A 16,285-nucleotide genomic window follows, 5' to 3' on the forward strand; every position below is an offset into this window, starting at 1 on the left:
CCTGTTCGACAAAACGCAGTTCGGCGGCCTGAGTGGAAAAGCCAGCCAGCCCCAGCAAGAGGGCGGGCAACAGGGGTTTCATAGTGGTACTCCCAATCAGCGGCAGGGTCATTGATTGATCCCCGCCAGATGCAACAAGAAGGCAAATTCACGAGCCCGATCGCCACTACCGGCGCGGTGGCCTCCCTCCAGTTCGGTCAGCAGCAGGTAGGGGCCGGAACCCGTGCTGTGCTCCCGCAGGCGGGCCAGCCACTTGACCGGCTCCCAGTAGGGCACCTGGCTGTCGTGCAGGGCGGTAGTGACCAGCAGGGGCGGGTAGGGTGCGCGGTGCAGGTTGTCGTAGGGGCTGATGCGGCGCATCGCCTGATACTCTGCGGGCTTGGCCGGGTTGCCCCACTCCTGGTACTCCTGACGGGTCAAGGGGAGGGCGGGATCACTCATGGTGCCGAGCATATCGACGAAGGGAACCTGCAACACGGCGCCGCTAAAGAGTGTCGGTTGCTGGTTGAGGGCCGCAGCAACCAGCGCGCCCCCCGCGCTGCCCCCCATGGCAAACAGGGGCAGAGGGGCGGCGTCGGGCGACCAGTGGCGCAGGGCGTGACCGGCTGCGATAAAGTCGCTGATGCCGTTCTGCTTGTGGATGCCCCGTCCGTCGCGGGTCCACTGCTCCCCCAGCATGCCGCCGCCGCGCACATGGGCGATGGCGTAGACAAAGCCCCGATCCAGCAGGCTTAACAGCTCTTTCTGGTAGTAGGGGCGCATCGGCGTGCCATAGGCGCCATAGCCGTAGAGCAGTACGGCGCGAGGGGCCAGATCCTTGCGCCACACCAGCGAGACAGGCACCCGGGTGCCATCGGCAGAGGTGATCCAGCGCCGCTCGCTCTGATAGGGCAATGCTTTGTCGTCAGCGGTGTGCTGGTCGTTGATCCACTGGCCGCTGTTCAAATCCAGCCAGCGCTGGCCGGGGGGCTGGCTCAAGCCCTGATTGCGCACCAGAATGCGGTCGCTGGCCGGGTCATGTTCTCCTTGCAGCCAGCCGGTACCGGCGCCACTGGCCAGCGGCAGGCGCTGGCGTTCATGGCCGTTGCGATCGAGCAGGGCGAGCCAATCCTCCCCCTGCTGGCGAAACTGCACCACCAGATGGCGATCAAACAGTCGCCACTTCTCGGGATCGCCGAGATCCTCCCCTTTGGCGGGCCACAGGCGCTGCCACTCACCGAGCGGCGTGCTGGCTGAGTAGAGGGCAAACGCCCCCTCCCGGTTGCTCTTGATCACCCAGCCGGATTGACTGTCCAGATAGTATTCCACCCCGCGCTGGCGGGGTTTGACCTGCTGCGGCTTGCCCGAGTCGAGCAGGTACTGCTCCGAGCTGTCGTGGTTGTTGCCCTGCAACACCAGATGTTGGCCATCCGTGGTGCGATAGAGGCTGAGCAGCCAGGCGGGATCCTGCTCCTCATAGAGAGTCTGCTCTTGGCCATCCTGCCAGCCGCGCAGCTGCCAGGGGCGCAGGGTGTAGCGCTCGTTGGCGATGGTGTAGAGGGTGCGACCATCTTGTGACCAGGCGAGATCAGCGCTGCGCTGTGCCAAACTGGCCAGCACCTTGCCGCTTTGGAGATCGAGCAGGGTGACCTGATAGTCGAGATCGCCGCGCCTGTCTTCGGCGATGGCCAGTGTGAGGTTATCCGGGCTCAGTGCCCAGCCGCCCGCTTCGTAATAGCCCTCACCCGCTCTGGCGGGAAGCCGCTGCTGCACCTTGCCCCCGTGGCGTTGCCAGAGTGAGCCATCCGGGCGCAGCTGCCATGCCTGATCGCCGCGCACAAGCCAGTTGTCTGGCACGGGTTCCCCCGCCGGATGGCTGGCAAACTCGGCGCGCAAGGTTGCTTCCAGCGGCTGCTGCGCGGCGAGTTGCTGCTCGCTCCAGCGATTTTGCTGCTTGAACAGGGCGAGTATGGCCGGGTTGCTGCGGCTCTCGTCCCGCAACCAGAAGTAGGGATCCTGGCGTACGGGATTGCCTGAAATCAGGTGTGGCTGGGACGGGATCGGCGGTGGCAGGGCCTCTTGCGCCCACGCCAACGGGGCGGCCAACAGGGCAGCCATGATTGCATGATGTTTCATCATATCCCCACGAAACGGTAGCTGAGGCTGGCTGACAGGTAGCGGCCGCTCTGGCTGTAGAGGGAGGTGTCGCTGCCAGCCGGGAGTCCGGCCACATCCTGATAGCGGACGTAGCGGGTATCGAGCAGGTTGCCGATGGTGGCATTGACCTTGAGCGCCTCGGTGATCTGCCAGTCGCCGGTGAGATCCAGGCTGAACCAGCCTGCGCTGCTCTGGCAGGCACCGTTGTAGCCAGTCTGCGCATTGGCGCACTGGGGCACCTTGGTCATGGCGGCGGCATAGTTGCCACTGAGCTCAACCCCCCAGTCGAGCTGTTGCCAGCGCAGGGTGGTGTTGCCTTCCAGCGGTGTCTGGGTGCGCAGCGGCTCACCGCGGTGATCCTTGCCATCCATCCAGGCCAGATTGGTCGAAAGCTCCCACTCGTCGCTCAGCCAGAGGCTGGCGGCCAGCTCGGCGCCCCAGGTTTCTGCTTTGGCAACGTTGCGATATTGGCGCAGGAAGACACCGTCATCGAGGCGAAAACCGGTCTGGCGCCAGTCGATGAAGTTGTAGTAGCGGTTGTAGAAAACGGCCGGTTTGACGCTCCAGTTGTCGCTTTGGCCATTCACTCCCCACTCCAGACTGTGGCTGGTCTCCTCCTTGAGGTTGGGGTTGGCAATGATCTCGAACGGCGGCATGGCAAAGTAGTGAGGAATGTTGCCGTAAACCTGATCGTAAGCGGGGGCGCGGAAGCCGTTGGCATAGCTGAGCCAGCTGCGCCATGTCTCGTTGAAGCGGTAACTGGCCGCCACACTGGGGGAGATGTGGTCGCTGTGGTTCTCGGCCAGATTGCTGTCCGGTGCGCGCAGGCGCTGGCGGTCAAAGCGCAGGGTCGGGGTAAACTGCCAGTTGCCCAGATCGATCACATCGCTCAGCCAGATGCCATCGCGGCGGGTCTCGGCCTTGCTGAAGGGGGCTTTCTGTCCCTGGGTGGTGATGCCATCTTCCAGGGTCAGATTGCTGACCGGCCGCTCGTGGTTGGCCTGCTCCAGCTCCACACCGTAGCTGAAGGTGTGATCCAGCGAGCCGTTGCTCAGCTTGCTCTGCAACTCCAGCTCGCTGCCAAGGCGCAGCTCCTCGAACGTGGAGAGGGTGCGCTGGCTGCGATATCTGGGATAGCCGCTCAGGGCATCGTTGCGCAGCAACTGGCGCTGGTTGGCCTCGTTGCGGGACTGATTGCCAAACAGGCTCCAGTTGAAGGTATCGACCATGCCCAGATCGCTGGCTTCCCAGCTGAACTTGCCGCCCTGGGTGCGCTGATCGCCATCTTCCTGAAAACCGACCACGTCCCAGCTGCCATCGGGTTGGGGTACCGCTTTGGGCCCCATCTGGCGTTTGGCGTGATCCTCGTAGTAGTCCAGCTCCAGCCGCAGAGCGTGATGGGCATTGAGGGGGAGGCGGCTGCTGGTGGAGGCGCTCATGCCATCCAGATCCGCCGGAATGCGGTTCTCTTCAAAGTTGGCGGTTTCGTTGCCACGCCAGCCGGAGAGGCGCAACAGATGTTCGCTCTCCAGTGCCCGCACCGCGCCGGTCATGCTGAGCTTCTTCTTGTTGCTGTCGCCACCGTAGAGGGTTTTGGCCGCCAGATAGCTATCTTGCTGTTGCAGATAATCTTCCGGCTGCTTGGTATTCATCACCACGGTGCCGCCGATGGCATCGGAGCCATGCAGAGAGGAGCCGGCCCCCTTGGCCACCTCAATCTGCTTGATGTCATCGAGATCGAAGTTGAAGCGACCCACCTTGTCATTGATGTTGTCGGCGCCAAAGCCGTCGCTGACGCGCACCCCATCCTTGATCAGCAGGATACGGTTGCCCCCGATGCCGCGCACGCTGATGTTTTGCGGTCGCCCGGCAGAGCCGGTGACCGAGACACCGGGGATCTTGCGAAACACATGAGTCAGCTCGCTGGCGACCTGACGGTCCAGCTCTTCCTGGGTGATGACGGTGATGGAGCCGGAAACATCGGAGAGTTTCTGTTGTACCCGTTGCCCGGTGACAATGATGGTGTCGTCGCTGCGAGCCTTCTCCACAGGGGGAAGATCGGCCGCGCCAGCGGAGGCACACAGGAGTGCCGGCCATGCCTGAAGCAGTTTGTTCATAATGATAATTGTTTTTATTTAAGCCTGAGGGGCGGCATTATTGCAGAGGCCTGACCACTTGACAATAAATGGCAATCATTATCATTAAGATCTTATGGTATTGATATTATTGAGTTATTTGTTTTTAAAAAGAGGCTCCCGCGTGAAGCGGGAGCGGGGGGATCAGGGCTTGAGCAGTTGCAGCGACTCTTCTGCGGCCTTGCCCTGGGAGAGGGTGATATCGACCCGGCGGTTCGCCTGGCGATGTTCGGGGGTGTCATTGGCAAAGCGGGGTTGAGTGTCGGCAACACCCTGAGCGATGATTCGTCTGGCATCCAGCTGGGGATTGGTCAGCATGGTCTGCACGATGGAGGAGGCCCGCAGCACAGAGAGCTCCCAGTTGTTGCGATAGAGCTCCACCGGCGCTTGGGAGTTGTCGGTATGACCGGTGACCACTACCTGCCCCGGGATGTTGGCCAAAATTCCGGCGATCTTGTTGACCAGCGGGATGAACTGGGGCTGCAGGAACGCCGAATCGGCGGGAAACAGCGCCTTCTCGCCGATGCGGATCACCAGCTGACTGCCAAGCTGCTCGACCTCCAGATCCTTCGATTCAATCTGGGCCTTTAGCTGCTGCTCCAGCTTCTGCTTGGTCACCTGCACCCACTCCTGCTCCTGGGTCTTGTGGGGCCAGGCTTCGGTGGCGCTCGGTTTTTCCGAGGCACCTATGGTCTCGTTGAAGGGGTCCGATGCCGCCATGGGGGCATCTTTCTCCAGCACAGTCTCCTCTTTCGGGCTGCTCGGCGTAGTTTTTGATTCTGGCTCGAGAATCCCTGTGCCTCCCTGCATCAAAGGTGAGCCGGCAGGCGGGGAGATGAGGCCGATTTTACCCAGCGACTCGATAAAGCCCTGGATAAGCACCCGGGTTTCGGACTGCTTTGCCATGGCAAAGGAGTAGAGCACCACAAACAGGGCGAACAGCAGGGTCATGAAGTCGGCATAGGAGACCAGCCAGCGTTCGTGGTTCTCCGGTGCTTCAGCCTTTTTCTTTTTGGCCACCGTGACCTCCCAGATAAGGTTCGAGGGTAACTTGCAGGCGCGCTTGGGATTCGCCATCCACGATGCAGAGAATGCCGGTCAGGGTCATCTCCTTGTAGTGGCGGATCTGGTGGGCAAACCCTTTGTAGCGGTTGCCGAACGGCAAGAAGATCAGGTTGGCGGCGGATACCCCGTAGATGGTGGCGATAAAGGCCACCGCGATGGCGCCGCCCAGCTTGTCGGGGGCATCCAGCAGACCCATGGCGTGGATCAGGCCAAATACCGCCCCGACGATCCCCATGGTCGGGCAGTAGCCGCCCATGGCTTCATAGAATTTGACCGTCTGTTCGAGATCTTCCTGTTCAAATTCGATCTCGTTCTCCAGCACCTCGTGGATTTTGGCCTTCTCGTAGCCATCGACCATCATCTGCACCCCTTTCTTCAGGAAGGGATCCTTGATCTCCTCGATCATCCCTTCCAGCGCCAGCATACCGCTGCGGCGGGCGTTGCCTGCCAGGGTCTCCAGCAACTGTGCCTGTTCCAGCAGGTCGAGTTTGAGGGGGGAGAGCAGCCATTTGAAACGCCTCATGGTGCTGCCGACAACGGAGAACGGGAACTGGGTCAGCGCAGCACCTATGGTACCGCCGATCACGATAAGAAATGCGGGCAGATCGAGCAGTGCACTGGGATGACCACCCTCGATCATGTTGCCGCCAAGGATGGCGATCAACGCCAGTACCAAGCCAATCAAGCTCATTTTTTACACGTCCCTGCATGTTGATAATGGCTAGTGTAGCTACTTAAGTATCAGTTTTTCAAAATGAAATCCAATCGCTGAGCAATTAATGGGCGCTGGGTAACGTCCATAAAAGAAGGCGTGTTGCGGCCATAAGATGGCATTGCAATCATCTTGTTGTTCCTGTTGTGACAGGAAGGAACGCTTGTCGGGTGGGGCAATCACAAAAGCAAGGTAGGGGGCGGGAGCTGGCAATACGAAAAGCGGTGATGTTCCATCAGAGCTTTGCAAACTGGGGGATGAGTGCGTGGATGATCTGCCACTGCGTGGCTCTGGCTCACTTGTCGGCATAGGTGTTTGCGTTTGCCGGAAAGCAAAAAACCGACCCTGAGGTCGGTTTTTTTAAATTTGGCGGTGAGGGAGGGATTCGAACCCTCGATACGTTGCCGTATACACACTTTCCAGGCGTGCTCCTTCAGCCACTCGGACACCTCACCAAATTTTCGTTCGCTGCGCTGTTGCGCTGGAACGGGGCGTAATTTAGGGGAAAGGGCTGTGTGGGTCAACCTCTTTTCCCCTTATTTTTCATAATCTTTTCCGAATGCCTAACCCTTGCGCAGAATGCCGGTTTTTTAAACCGGATCAGGGCTTGTCGAGGATGATCAGACTGTCCGGCAGCTCGTTTTGATCTCGGGTGGCCGGGAAGGCATCGGTCAGAATGGCGCTAACGCGCTCCACGCACTCCAGAAAACCCTGTTCGATCTCCTTGTTGCGCACTCGCGCCACGAAGTCGTCGATGATCTCCTGCCACTGGCCGTTGTCGATATGCTGGGCGATGCCGTCATCCACCAGTATTTCTACATAGTGCTCGGCGGCCGAGACGAAGATCAGCACCCCGAGCCGGTCGCGGGTGCGGTGCAGCCCCTGCTCGACAAATTGCAGGCGAGCCATCAGGGCCGCCCGGTGCTGGCGAACCTTCTTCGGGATGAGCCGCATCTTGATGGGGGTCCAGTGGAACAGCAGGCTCAGCAGCAGCCAGACCGACCACTGCACCAGCAGGATTTCGTACCAGCCTAGCCAGAAGCCGAGCTGGAACACCAGCAGCGGGGTGAGCATCGCCAGCAGCGCCGCCCAGAGGGTGGGAATGTAGCGATAGCCATCGCTGGCCGGGGCCAGCACGGTGACCAGTTCAGCATCAGTCTCTAGCTCCGCTTCGCGCACCTTTGCCTGAAGCGTGTGGAAGAACTGTTTAGAAATCATGATTTGTCTCTTTACTCCTGTTACCAGCCACCGGAGGCTCCGCCGCCGCCAAAACTGCCGCCGCCACCGCTGAATCCGCCGCCGGAGCGACCACCAAAGGAGCCGGCACCCAATCCACCGGCCATGTAGGACGACCGACGTCGTCCTCCCGGCCCACCGCCACCCCCCCCGCGCAGGTTGTGGAGTACGATCATCGCAATCACCACCAGAATAAACAGCCAGGGGCCGCCACCGTTGTCGCTCTTTGGCTGCTCGACCGGCTGATATTCTCCGGCGAGTGCCTTCATGATGCTCTGGCTGCCCGCCATGATCCCGGCCACCATATCGCCGCGCTTGAAGGCGGGCAGGATGCGGCCATGGATGATGTTGGCTGCGATGGCGTCGGGCAGGGCGCCTTCCAATCCATAGCCTACCTCGATCCGCACCTTGCGCTCATCCTGGGCGATCAGCAACAGCACGCCATTGTTTTTGCCTTTCTGGCCGATCCCCCAGTGGCGACCGAGCTGGTAGCCGTACTCCTCGATAGTCTCCCCATCGAGGCTGTCGACAGAGACCACCACCAGCTGGATGCCGCTGCGTTTTTCAAAGGCCGCCAGTTGCTGGGTCAGTTGATGGGCCTGTTTGCGGGACATCAGACTGGCTTCATCCACCACCCGTCCGCTCAGCGTCGGGAAGTCCGGCGCCGCTTGCAGGGCAGTGGCCCAGAGCAGCAGACAGGGAAGAAACCAGCGCAGCATCATCTTCATTGGAAGCTGACCTTGGGCGCCTCATCGGCACCGGGTTTGGCACTGAAACTGGGTTTGGCTTCCAGATCCGAGTAGAGCAGCTTGGACCAGATAACGCCGGGGAAAGTGCGGATCTCGGTATTGAACTGGCGCACCGCCTCGATATAGTCGCGGCGTGCCACCGAGATGCGATTCTCGGTTCCTTCCAGCTGGGCCTGCAGGGCAAGGAACTGCTGATCCGCTTTCAGCTCGGGGTAGCGTTCTACCACTACCATCAGGCGGGAGAGGGCGCTGGAGAGCTGGTTCTGCGCCGCTTCAAACTCCTTGAGCTGGGCAGGATCGCTCACCTGCACGCTGCCGACCCGGGCGCGGGCATCGGTGACCGCCTTGAGGGTCTCCTGCTCATGGCTGGCGTAGCCCTTGACGGTGGCGACCAGATTGGGAATGAGGTCGGCGCGGCGCTGATACTGGTTCTCCACCTGCCCCCAGCTCGCCTTGACCTGCTCATCCAGGGTCGGAATGTTGTTCATGCCGCAGCCGGTCATGCCGAGCAGCAGGGTCAGGGTCAACAGGCTCTGCGTGGTTCTGCGCCAGAGTGATGTGGCCATCTCGTTGTTCTCCTTTGGTATTTCGAGTCGATAGTGCGCCATGGATGGTGTACGACCAAGAGTGCACCACCATACCAGCTTGGGGTCAGTTGCCACAACGCACAGGTAGCTCAGGTCGCTTGTTGATACCGGAGACCTTGGGCAGCTGGGGCTTGTCTTTTAGCCAGGATGCCAGCTCTTCCCCACAGCCATTGCCGGGCGGAATGGGAGCCTGGGGTTCACAATCGGGGCTGCCCACCGGGCAGCGCAGCCGCACGTGGAAGTGGCTGAAGTGGCCCACCCAGGGGCGTAGCTTGGCGACCCAGGGTTCGTTACCAGCCTGTTGGCAGACCGCGGATTTGATCACCGGATTGACGAAGATGCGGGCCACCTCGGGTTTGCTGGCCGCAAGCCGCAGCAGGGTGAGCTGCTGGGGGCCAAAGCGGCCTGGCAACATCTTGTAGCTGGGTTCGTCGATCAGCGCCCACTCCTTGGGGGCATCCTGCTCCCACTTGCTGATGGGACGGTTGGCCATGCGAAACCAGATATCGGCATCAAGTCCGGTCTGGTGGCTGCGATGGCCGGAGGTAAAGGGGCCGCCCCGGGCCATCGCCAGATCAGCGATGTAGAGATCCGGCAGCCCGGCCATGCGGGTCTGGTTGGCCAGCGCTTGCAGGTAGTGGATGAGGTCGGGGTGGCCGTAGTAGCGCAGCCGCTTGGTGCGGATCACCTGATAACCCGGCCCTTCGAGGGGCAGGGATACGCCGTTTTTCAGGCAACCGGCGGCATAACCGCCGATGGCTTCCGCTTGCAATACGGTCGCCAGCAACAGGGACGTCAGCATGTGCGTGCTCCTTGTTTTGCTTCGAGTCGGCTCAGCAATACGAACAGACTCAAACATATAAATAAATAGGCCGCGGCCACCAGCAGCCAGATCTCGTAGACCAGTCCGCTGGAGTTGGCCATCTCGGTGCCGACGAAGGTGAGCTCCTGCACCGAGATAAGGGAAACGATGGCGGTATCCTTCACCAACGCAATGAGCTGGCCGGTGAGGGGGGGGAGCATCAGCAGCATGGCCTGCGGCAGGATCACATGGCGCAGCCGCACCCAGGGAGAGAGCCCGAGGCTCTGCGCCGCCTCCCACTGGCCACGGGGGATGGCGGCCAGCCCGGCGCGGACAATCTCGGCGACGAAGGCTGCGCTGATCATGCCAACGCAGAGGGTGCCTGAGATGAGGTTCTCCCAGCGGGCGGGTGGGCCAAACAGCGCCTCTTGCCACGGGGAGAGTGATACGGTGCCGAGCCAGCGGGAGAGGCCGCTCGAAGGCAGCAGCTGGTTGGCGATAAAGAAGTAGAAGATGAAGATAAAGACCAGCGGCGGCAGATTGCGGATCAGCTGGATAAACAGGGTCGCGGGCATCACCAGCCAGGGGCTGCGGCTGAAGGCGGCTACCCCCAGCGCAGTGCCGAGCAGCAGCGCCAGCACCATGCCGAGCAGGGCGATGCGCAAGGTGGTGAGCAGACCGCTGAAAAAGTAGGGCGACTCGCCGTGAGGGCCAGGGGTGAACAGCAGATCGAAGGCCTCATGCCAGCGCCACTGATAGGCCACTCCAATGTGCAGGCGGCTGGCCAGCCAGAGGCCAGCCAGCAGCAGGATCAGGGCGATCGCCCCATCCAGCCAGTTGATGTTCCGACATGCCCCACGGATGATGCGTCGGATGGTCTCTTTTAGAGCAATCAGCATCAGGGATTGGCGACCTGCGCTTCCCACGCCAGCGACTTGAACCAGTAGTCATGGCGCGCCTTGAGCCAGCCATCGGCCTGACGGGCGGCGATCCACTCGTTGAACTGTTCAGCCAGGGCATCATCCCCCTTGCGCAGGGCAAAGCCTTCATCGCCTTGTGCCAACGGCTCGGCAAACGGCATAAAGAGGGCATCCGGGTGGCGCAGCGCCTCTTGCTCGGGTTTCGGGGAAGAGGAGAGGGCGCCGTGGGCGCGGCCGTTCAGCACCTCCTGAAATACCTGTGACTCGTCATCAAACTGGCGCAGGGTGGCCTTGGGGAAGTGTTCTTTTGCCACCTGTACCGGTGAGGCGCCACGACGTACCGCCAGGATCACCCCGCGCTGGTTGAAGTCCGCCACGGTTTTCTTCTCTTTGGCCAGGGTGCTGGAGGCGGCCAGCTGCACCCCCGAATGGGAGTAGGCCTGGGTGAAGCGCACGCTCTTCTCACGCTCGGGGGTGATGGTGAGGCCGCCGATGATGACGTCATATTTTTTCGCCAGCAGGGAGGGGATGATGCCATCCCAGGCGGTAGGCACGAACTCTACCTGCCAGCCGTTATCTGTGGCGAGGCGACGGGCCACGTCAATCTCGAAACCGATCAGGGCCCCCTGCTTGTCGCGCATCGCCCAGGGGGCGAAGGTGGACATGCCGACCCGCAGGGTACCGCTCTGCTCGATCTGTGCCTGGGTGTCGGAGGGGGCAGTTTGTGCCTGTGCCGGAGTGAGCAGGCTTGTCAGTAGCAGGGCAGCGCCCGACAGGGTGGTCTTGAATGACAGATTCATGGTTAGCGTCCTTGTTGATCCGGATTCAGGTGACGGGCCAGCGCCCGCGAACAGGCTGACAGCGTCAGGGTTAACAGCAAATAGAGGGCAGCCACGGTAAACCACACCTCAAAGGTCAGAAACGTATCGGCAACCAGAGTACGCCCTTCGTTGGTCAGATCGAAGATGGCGATCACACTCACCAGCGCCGAATGTTTGATAAGGGAGACCAGCTCGTTGGTCAGCGGCGGCAAGGTGATGCGCACCAGCTGGGGCAGGATCACCTTGCGCAGGGTGATGGTTCGCGACAAGCCAAGAGAGTGGGCCGCCTCCCACTGTCCTTTGGGAATGGCCTGTACACCTGCACGCAACACCTCGGCGGTGAAGGCCCCCTGATAGAGGGAGAGGCTCAACACGGCGCAGGCAAGGGGGGCCAATCCCAGCATGGGGCCCAGCAAGAAATAGAGAATATAGAGCTGCACCAGCTGGGGCGTGGTGCGCACCAGCGCCAGATAGGCGATGGCTAGCCAGGGGCCGAGCCGGGAGGAGAGCAGCCGCAGGCTGACCACGCACACCCCGACTGCCATCGTGCCCAACAGGCTGAGCAGCGCCACCTGCAAAGTGACCAGCAGGCCGTTTAGCAAGGGGCCGGCATAAAAGGTTCCCTCATCCCACTCGCCGAGAAAGGGCAACACCCGCGGCCACTGCCACTCATAGCCCATCTGGCGAGCGCCGCTATAGAGCGCCCAGCCGAGTAGCGCAGAGAGCATCACAGTGCCTGACAGCCAGCCGAGCAGGCGGGGGCGATTGAGCCTAGCCATGATAGCTGAGCACCTGTTCGAGGAAGGCCCGGGTGCGCGGGTGCCGAGGGGCGTTGAACAATTGGGCGGGCGGGGCCGACTCGATGATCTTGCCCTCGTCCATAAAGAGCACCCGATCCGCCACCTGACGGGCAAAGCCCATCTCGTGGGTGACGCAGATCAGGGTCATCCCCTCGTCAGCCAGCTCGCGGATCACATCGAGCACTTCGCGGATCATCTCGGGGTCGAGGGCGGAGGTGGGCTCGTCAAACAGCATCAGCTCCGGTTGCATGCAGAGGGAGCGGGCGATGGCGACCCGCTGCTGCTGGCCGCCGGAGAGCTGGTGAGGGTACTTGTCGGCCTGAGCCTGAATGCGCACCCGCTCGAGCAGACCGAGCGCCCGGGCTTTGGCCTCCTGGGGGCGCAACCCCAGGGTATGCACCGGCGCCACCATCAGGTTTTCCAGCACCGTCATATGGGGGAAGAGGTTGAACTGCTGAAACACCATGCCAACCCGGCCTTGCAGGCGGCGCAGGTAGGAAGGGGTCACCGGCTCGCCAAACAGGAACAGCTGGCCGTCGTCGATCCCCTCCAGCCCGTTGATGGTGCGGATCAGGGTCGATTTTCCCGAGCCTGACGGGCCACAGATGACCCACTTCTCTCCCCGTTCAATGGTGAGATCGATGTGATGAAGAGCCTGAAAGTCGCCATAGAATTTGTCGACGCCACAAAAGCGCACACAGGGTTGCGAGCTGGTCAAGAAGCGGGTTCCACTGAGAATCATTTACGCCATGGTATTGATTTTATAGGGGGATGACAAAGAAAACCCCCTTGTCAGCATCCTGATGGCTATTCACAATGGCGCCATTTCGTGATGACAGGAGCTTTTCATGCGTATTACATCCTTGCTTGCCGGTTCGCAGGTGCAGCTGTTGATGCCGCCAGCGGTTCGCTATCGCTGCGTCATTTTTCTGCTGTTGCTGGTGAGTTGGGGCGTGGTGGCGGCCTCCTTGTGGGATGGCTGGGGCGCCATGGCGCTGCTCAACTGGGTGGGCGTGGTCTTTGGTGGCATCACCGGGATCATGGTGTCGCTGCCCCGCAGCTGGCAGCCTTGGCGCCTGGCGGAGCTGGGGTGGGACGAACAGCATATCTATCTGCTCAATGGCAACAAGGATGAGGCGCTGGCGCTGCCCCGCAACCAGCTGGTGGCGCTCGAGCGGGAGCGGCGAGTGGGCCACGACGGCCAGTGGCTCGACTTCAGCCTCGATCTGCAACTGAGTGAAGAGGAGCTGGCGGCGGCCATGGCCTTGCTGGATCTCAAGGCGGGGGAGCTCCATCTGGTGAGCCCGTCTGTCTATCGCTTCGGCTTTAAACGGGCCTGGCACGGTCGCCGGATGCTGGCGCAACGGTTGTCAGATCTGCAATCGGCCTGAGTCGACTATTTTCTCGACAATTCCCGGCAAAGCTCAGATACTGCCAGTGACTCGAATTGATCTTGTCTGCACTGTTAACCCAAGAGATCAATCACTTGACGACAGTGTGGAGAAGGCCACGGCATGAAGCCATGGCAGGTCCGGCATAGGGGTTGTGCCCTTACCGTTATGCTGGGAATTGCATAGAGAAGGCACCTTGAATCGAGAGTGGATGGCATGAAGATTTACGTAGGAAATCTGTCGTACCGGATGACGGCCGACGAACTGAAAACCCTGTTCAGCCAGTTTGGACAGGTCGACAAGGTTGATATCATCATCGACCGCGATACCGGCCAGTCAAAGGGGTTTGGTTTTATTGAAATGCCGGTCAATGGTGATGCCGAGAAGGCCATCGCTGGTCTGCATGGCACTGAAGTCGGTGGCCGTACCATCACCGTCAACCAGGCCAAACCGAAGACAGATGCTCCCCGTGGTCGCCCGCAACAGCGCCACCGCTAAGGTACCTCGGCAATCTCGGCAATGAAAAACGGCATGGGTTTCCCCCATGCCGTTTTTGTTTCTGAATGTTTTGCTGTTATCAGGGGACGTCGTAACCGAGCGCCGCCTTGCGGATGCGGAACCACTGCTGGCGGTTAAGCTCGACAGATTCGGCGGCCACGGCGGCAGCAATCCGCTCCCGCTTGCCGGAGCCAATCAATGGCAGCGGCTGGCTTGGCAGCATCATTACCCAGGCGTAGACCACCTGCTCGATAGTCTGGGCGCTCACTTCCTGACGGATCTGCTCCAGTTCGGCACGCAGCGGGGCATAGGCGTCATCGCTGAACAGTCGGCCGCCGCCGAGACATGACCAGGCCATCGGCTTGATGCCAAGCTGCTGGCACTGATCCAGGGTACCATCGAGGGTCCCTTCCTGATGAAGCGGCGAGATCTCCAGCTGGTTGGTGACCAGCGGGAAGGGGAGGCGCGATTGCAGTAGCTCGAACTGACGGGCGGTGAAGTTGGATACCCCGGCGTGCTTGATCTTGCCCGCCTGTTTCAGAGTGATAAAGGCGTCGGCCACTTCATCTGCGTTCATCAGAGGATCCGGGCGGTGGATCAGCAGCAGGTCCAGATGGTCGGTGCCGAGCTTGCCCAGCGAGGCCTCGGCGCTGGCGATGATATGGTCCTTGCCGGTGTTGTAGTGGTTGAGAGCATGTTCTGGCTTGGCGGTGAGGGCGATACCGCACTTGGTGACAATCTCCATCCGGCTGCGCAGGGAAGGCTCGAGGCGCAGGGCGTGACCAAAGGCCTCTTCGCACTGGTAGCCACCATAGATATCGGCGTGATCGATGGTGGTGACCCCCAGATCCAGATGATATTTCATCAGATCGAGCAGAGCGGCCGGAGAGAGCTGCCACTCCATCAGGCGCCAGTAACCCATGATGAGGCGAGAGAAGGTGGGGCCTTGCGGATGCAGGGCGACACGGGATACAGACATGGTTGACTCCTTGAAAAACACGATGCCAAAACGATGTGCAACATAGATGACTGCGGGCATCTTGGCCTCATGTGGCTGGCAAAGCAATAATGGGCAATGGCATGATTCGAACTTTGGTTCTGATCGCAGAGTAGGAGAGAGAGTTGGATGGAAGGATTTGCCGAGCGCTTGCAGAGCCTGATCGGGGAGATGAGCGTGAGCGCGTTTGCCCGCAAGGTTGGGCTCAGTGAAGCGCTGATCCGCAAATATTTGAAGGGAGCCGAGCCTGGCCTGGCGCGGGCCAACCAGATCGCCATGGGGGCCAACTGCTCGCTGGAGTGGCTGGCAACCGGCTGCGGTTATCTCTACCGTCAGGCGGAAGTGGTAGACAGGGAGGCGCTGGCAGCGGCGCAGCTACTGCTCGGCGAGCAGCAACCCGGGGTGGGGCTGCCCGATGAGGAGGCACTGGTCACCCTGCTCGCCTATTACCAGTTTTTGCGCACCCACAAGAAAGCGGACGGTTTTCTCGACTTGGCGCTGGCGCGGGAGTTTGGTCGCCATCTGGGGGAAGCGTGATGAGGGGTATATTACCCTTTGGTCGTGTCACGGCTGGTTGATTATTCTGATACGCTCTAAGCAAGATAACTCTCCATGGAATGGGCGATGAGCTACTTGATCCTCGGAAGCGGTGCGCTGGGCTCGGCGCTGGCAAGAGAGCTGATGGCAAGGGGGGAGTCCTTCCTGCTGGCCGGGCGCACCTATCCAAAAGGGATCGAGATGGGGGCTTTCTTCCCGCTGCAAGAGGTGGACGCCATCTCGTTCGACGCCCTGTTTACCCTCTACGACACCGATCCGCTTCCCACTGTGGTAATCAACACCATCGGCCTGTTGCACGATGTCAGCTTTATGCCAGAGCGGCGGGTCGAAGAGGTGCACCCCAAGTGGCTGTGCGACAGCCTGCTGGCCAATGCCTGGCCAACACTGGCGCTGGCTGCCCGTTTCAGTCGGTTGATGGGCAATGACCATCCGCTGTGGCTCTGTGCCATCTCCGATCTGGCGGGCTCCATCACCTCCAATCTGGAGGGGGACGTTACAGCTACCGGATGAGCAAGGCGGCCCTCGACATGGGGGTGAAAACTCTGGCCCTCGAGTGGGCGCAACGTTTCTCGCAAGCGGGGGTGGTGGCGGTGGCGCCTGGCTTGATGGACTCCCCGATGAACACCCCCTTTCTGAGCGAGTTGCCTGCGGAGCAATTGCAGGAGCCTGCCGAGGTGGCGGTGAAACTGCTCAATCTCATCAAGGGGTTATCGTTGACCCAATCGGGTCAGCTACTGGATCTCAACGGTCAGCCGCTGCCTTGGTAAATCCCGCCTGCGGGTTCTATGGACGTCTATTGGCTTCACATTCTGCTCATGCGCCCCTTGCCAAGCGAGGGGCGCATGGCTAACGTCACTCTCCTGTTTCAGGAGGGATCT

16 protein-coding genes, 1 tRNA gene and 1 pseudogene are annotated in these 16,285 nt (G+C 61.0%); 4 read left to right on the forward strand and 14 right to left on the reverse strand.

The genetic code is table 11. The features are described 5' to 3' along the window. Positions 1–108: 108 nt before the first annotated feature. The 13 genes from WBR25_RS08270 to WBR25_RS08330 form a co-directional block, all read right to left on the reverse strand. Positions 109–2,115: a prolyl oligopeptidase family serine peptidase gene (locus WBR25_RS08270; RefSeq protein WP_479749897.1), complete on the reverse strand. Its 2,007-nt coding sequence runs from the start codon at positions 2,113–2,115 to the stop codon at positions 109–111. Next, entirely contained in the window at positions 2,115–4,253 is a 2,139-nt protein-coding gene (locus tag WBR25_RS08275; protein WP_479749682.1) for a TonB-dependent hemoglobin/transferrin/lactoferrin family receptor, read from the reverse strand. Before WBR25_RS08275 ends, WBR25_RS08270 begins: the two co-directional genes overlap by 1 nt. A gap of 162 nt (positions 4,254–4,415) precedes the next feature. Continuing rightward, positions 4,416–5,291: a flagellar motor protein MotB gene (locus WBR25_RS08280; RefSeq protein WP_120414068.1), complete on the reverse strand. Its 876-nt coding sequence runs from the start codon at positions 5,289–5,291 to the stop codon at positions 4,416–4,418. Continuing rightward, positions 5,269–6,027, reverse strand: coding sequence for a flagellar motor protein (locus WBR25_RS08285; RefSeq protein ID WP_005351127.1), 759 nt, complete (start codon positions 6,025–6,027; stop codon positions 5,269–5,271). Before WBR25_RS08285 ends, WBR25_RS08280 begins: the two co-directional genes overlap by 23 nt. Before the next feature lie 388 nt (positions 6,028–6,415). Beyond that, positions 6,416–6,503 (reverse strand) — tRNA-Ser (locus WBR25_RS08290). Between the two features lie 145 nt (positions 6,504–6,648). Continuing rightward, positions 6,649–7,266: a TPM domain-containing protein gene (locus tag WBR25_RS08295; protein WP_005337196.1), complete on the reverse strand. Its 618-nt coding sequence runs from the start codon at positions 7,264–7,266 to the stop codon at positions 6,649–6,651. Between the two features lie 20 nt (positions 7,267–7,286). Further along, entirely contained in the window at positions 7,287–8,012 is a 726-nt protein-coding gene (locus WBR25_RS08300) for a TPM domain-containing protein (RefSeq protein WP_479749683.1), read from the reverse strand. Then, on the reverse strand, positions 8,009–8,599 hold the full coding sequence (locus WBR25_RS08305; RefSeq protein WP_167572572.1) for a LemA family protein: 591 nt from the start codon (positions 8,597–8,599) through the stop codon (positions 8,009–8,011). Before WBR25_RS08305 ends, WBR25_RS08300 begins: the two co-directional genes overlap by 4 nt. A gap of 85 nt (positions 8,600–8,684) precedes the next feature. Further along, on the reverse strand, positions 8,685–9,422 hold the full coding sequence (gene mepA, locus WBR25_RS08310; RefSeq protein ID WP_323875675.1) for a penicillin-insensitive murein endopeptidase: 738 nt from the start codon (positions 9,420–9,422) through the stop codon (positions 8,685–8,687). Then, on the reverse strand, positions 9,416–10,321 hold the full coding sequence (locus tag WBR25_RS08315; RefSeq protein WP_279486980.1) for an amino acid ABC transporter permease: 906 nt from the start codon (positions 10,319–10,321) through the stop codon (positions 9,416–9,418). The genes mepA and WBR25_RS08315 overlap by 7 nt, the downstream gene beginning before the upstream one ends. Beyond that, positions 10,321–11,142 (reverse strand): transporter substrate-binding domain-containing protein, encoded by an 822-nt coding sequence (locus WBR25_RS08320; RefSeq protein WP_279486981.1) that lies wholly within the window; start codon positions 11,140–11,142, stop codon positions 10,321–10,323. Before WBR25_RS08320 ends, WBR25_RS08315 begins: the two co-directional genes overlap by 1 nt. 2 nt (positions 11,143–11,144) lie before the next feature. Continuing rightward, complete coding sequence (locus WBR25_RS08325) at positions 11,145–11,942, reverse strand: amino acid ABC transporter permease (RefSeq protein WP_279486982.1); 798 nt, start codon at positions 11,940–11,942, stop codon at positions 11,145–11,147. Then, positions 11,935–12,705, reverse strand: coding sequence for an amino acid ABC transporter ATP-binding protein (locus WBR25_RS08330; protein WP_075115892.1), 771 nt, complete (start codon positions 12,703–12,705; stop codon positions 11,935–11,937). The genes WBR25_RS08325 and WBR25_RS08330 overlap by 8 nt, the downstream gene beginning before the upstream one ends. A gap of 106 nt (positions 12,706–12,811) precedes the next feature. Here WBR25_RS08330 and WBR25_RS08335 point away from each other — a divergent pair, with 106 nt between their 5' ends. Both WBR25_RS08335 and WBR25_RS08340 read left to right on the forward strand, forming a co-directional pair. Beyond that, entirely contained in the window at positions 12,812–13,354 is a 543-nt protein-coding gene (locus WBR25_RS08335) for a hypothetical protein (protein ID WP_058057416.1), read from the forward strand. 216 nt (positions 13,355–13,570) lie between these two features. Beyond that, positions 13,571–13,852, forward strand: a complete 282-nt coding sequence (locus tag WBR25_RS08340; protein ID WP_005337180.1) for an RNA recognition motif domain-containing protein — start codon at positions 13,571–13,573, stop codon at positions 13,850–13,852. Between the two features lie 79 nt (positions 13,853–13,931). Here WBR25_RS08340 and WBR25_RS08345 read toward each other — a convergent pair whose 3' ends face one another. Continuing rightward, positions 13,932–14,831, reverse strand: a complete 900-nt coding sequence (locus tag WBR25_RS08345; RefSeq protein WP_279486983.1) for an aldo/keto reductase — start codon at positions 14,829–14,831, stop codon at positions 13,932–13,934. 147 nt (positions 14,832–14,978) lie between these two features. Between WBR25_RS08345 and WBR25_RS08350 the strand changes: the two genes are divergently transcribed. Together WBR25_RS08350 and WBR25_RS08355 are read left to right on the forward strand one after the other, a co-directional pair. Then, entirely contained in the window at positions 14,979–15,386 is a 408-nt protein-coding gene (locus WBR25_RS08350) for a helix-turn-helix domain-containing protein (RefSeq protein ID WP_005351138.1), read from the forward strand. Between the two features lie 87 nt (positions 15,387–15,473). Next, positions 15,474–16,174, forward strand: a pseudogene (locus tag WBR25_RS08355) (SDR family oxidoreductase). Positions 16,175–16,285 lie beyond the last annotated feature (111 nt).

This window comes from Aeromonas sp. MTB, from assembly GCF_056632455.1.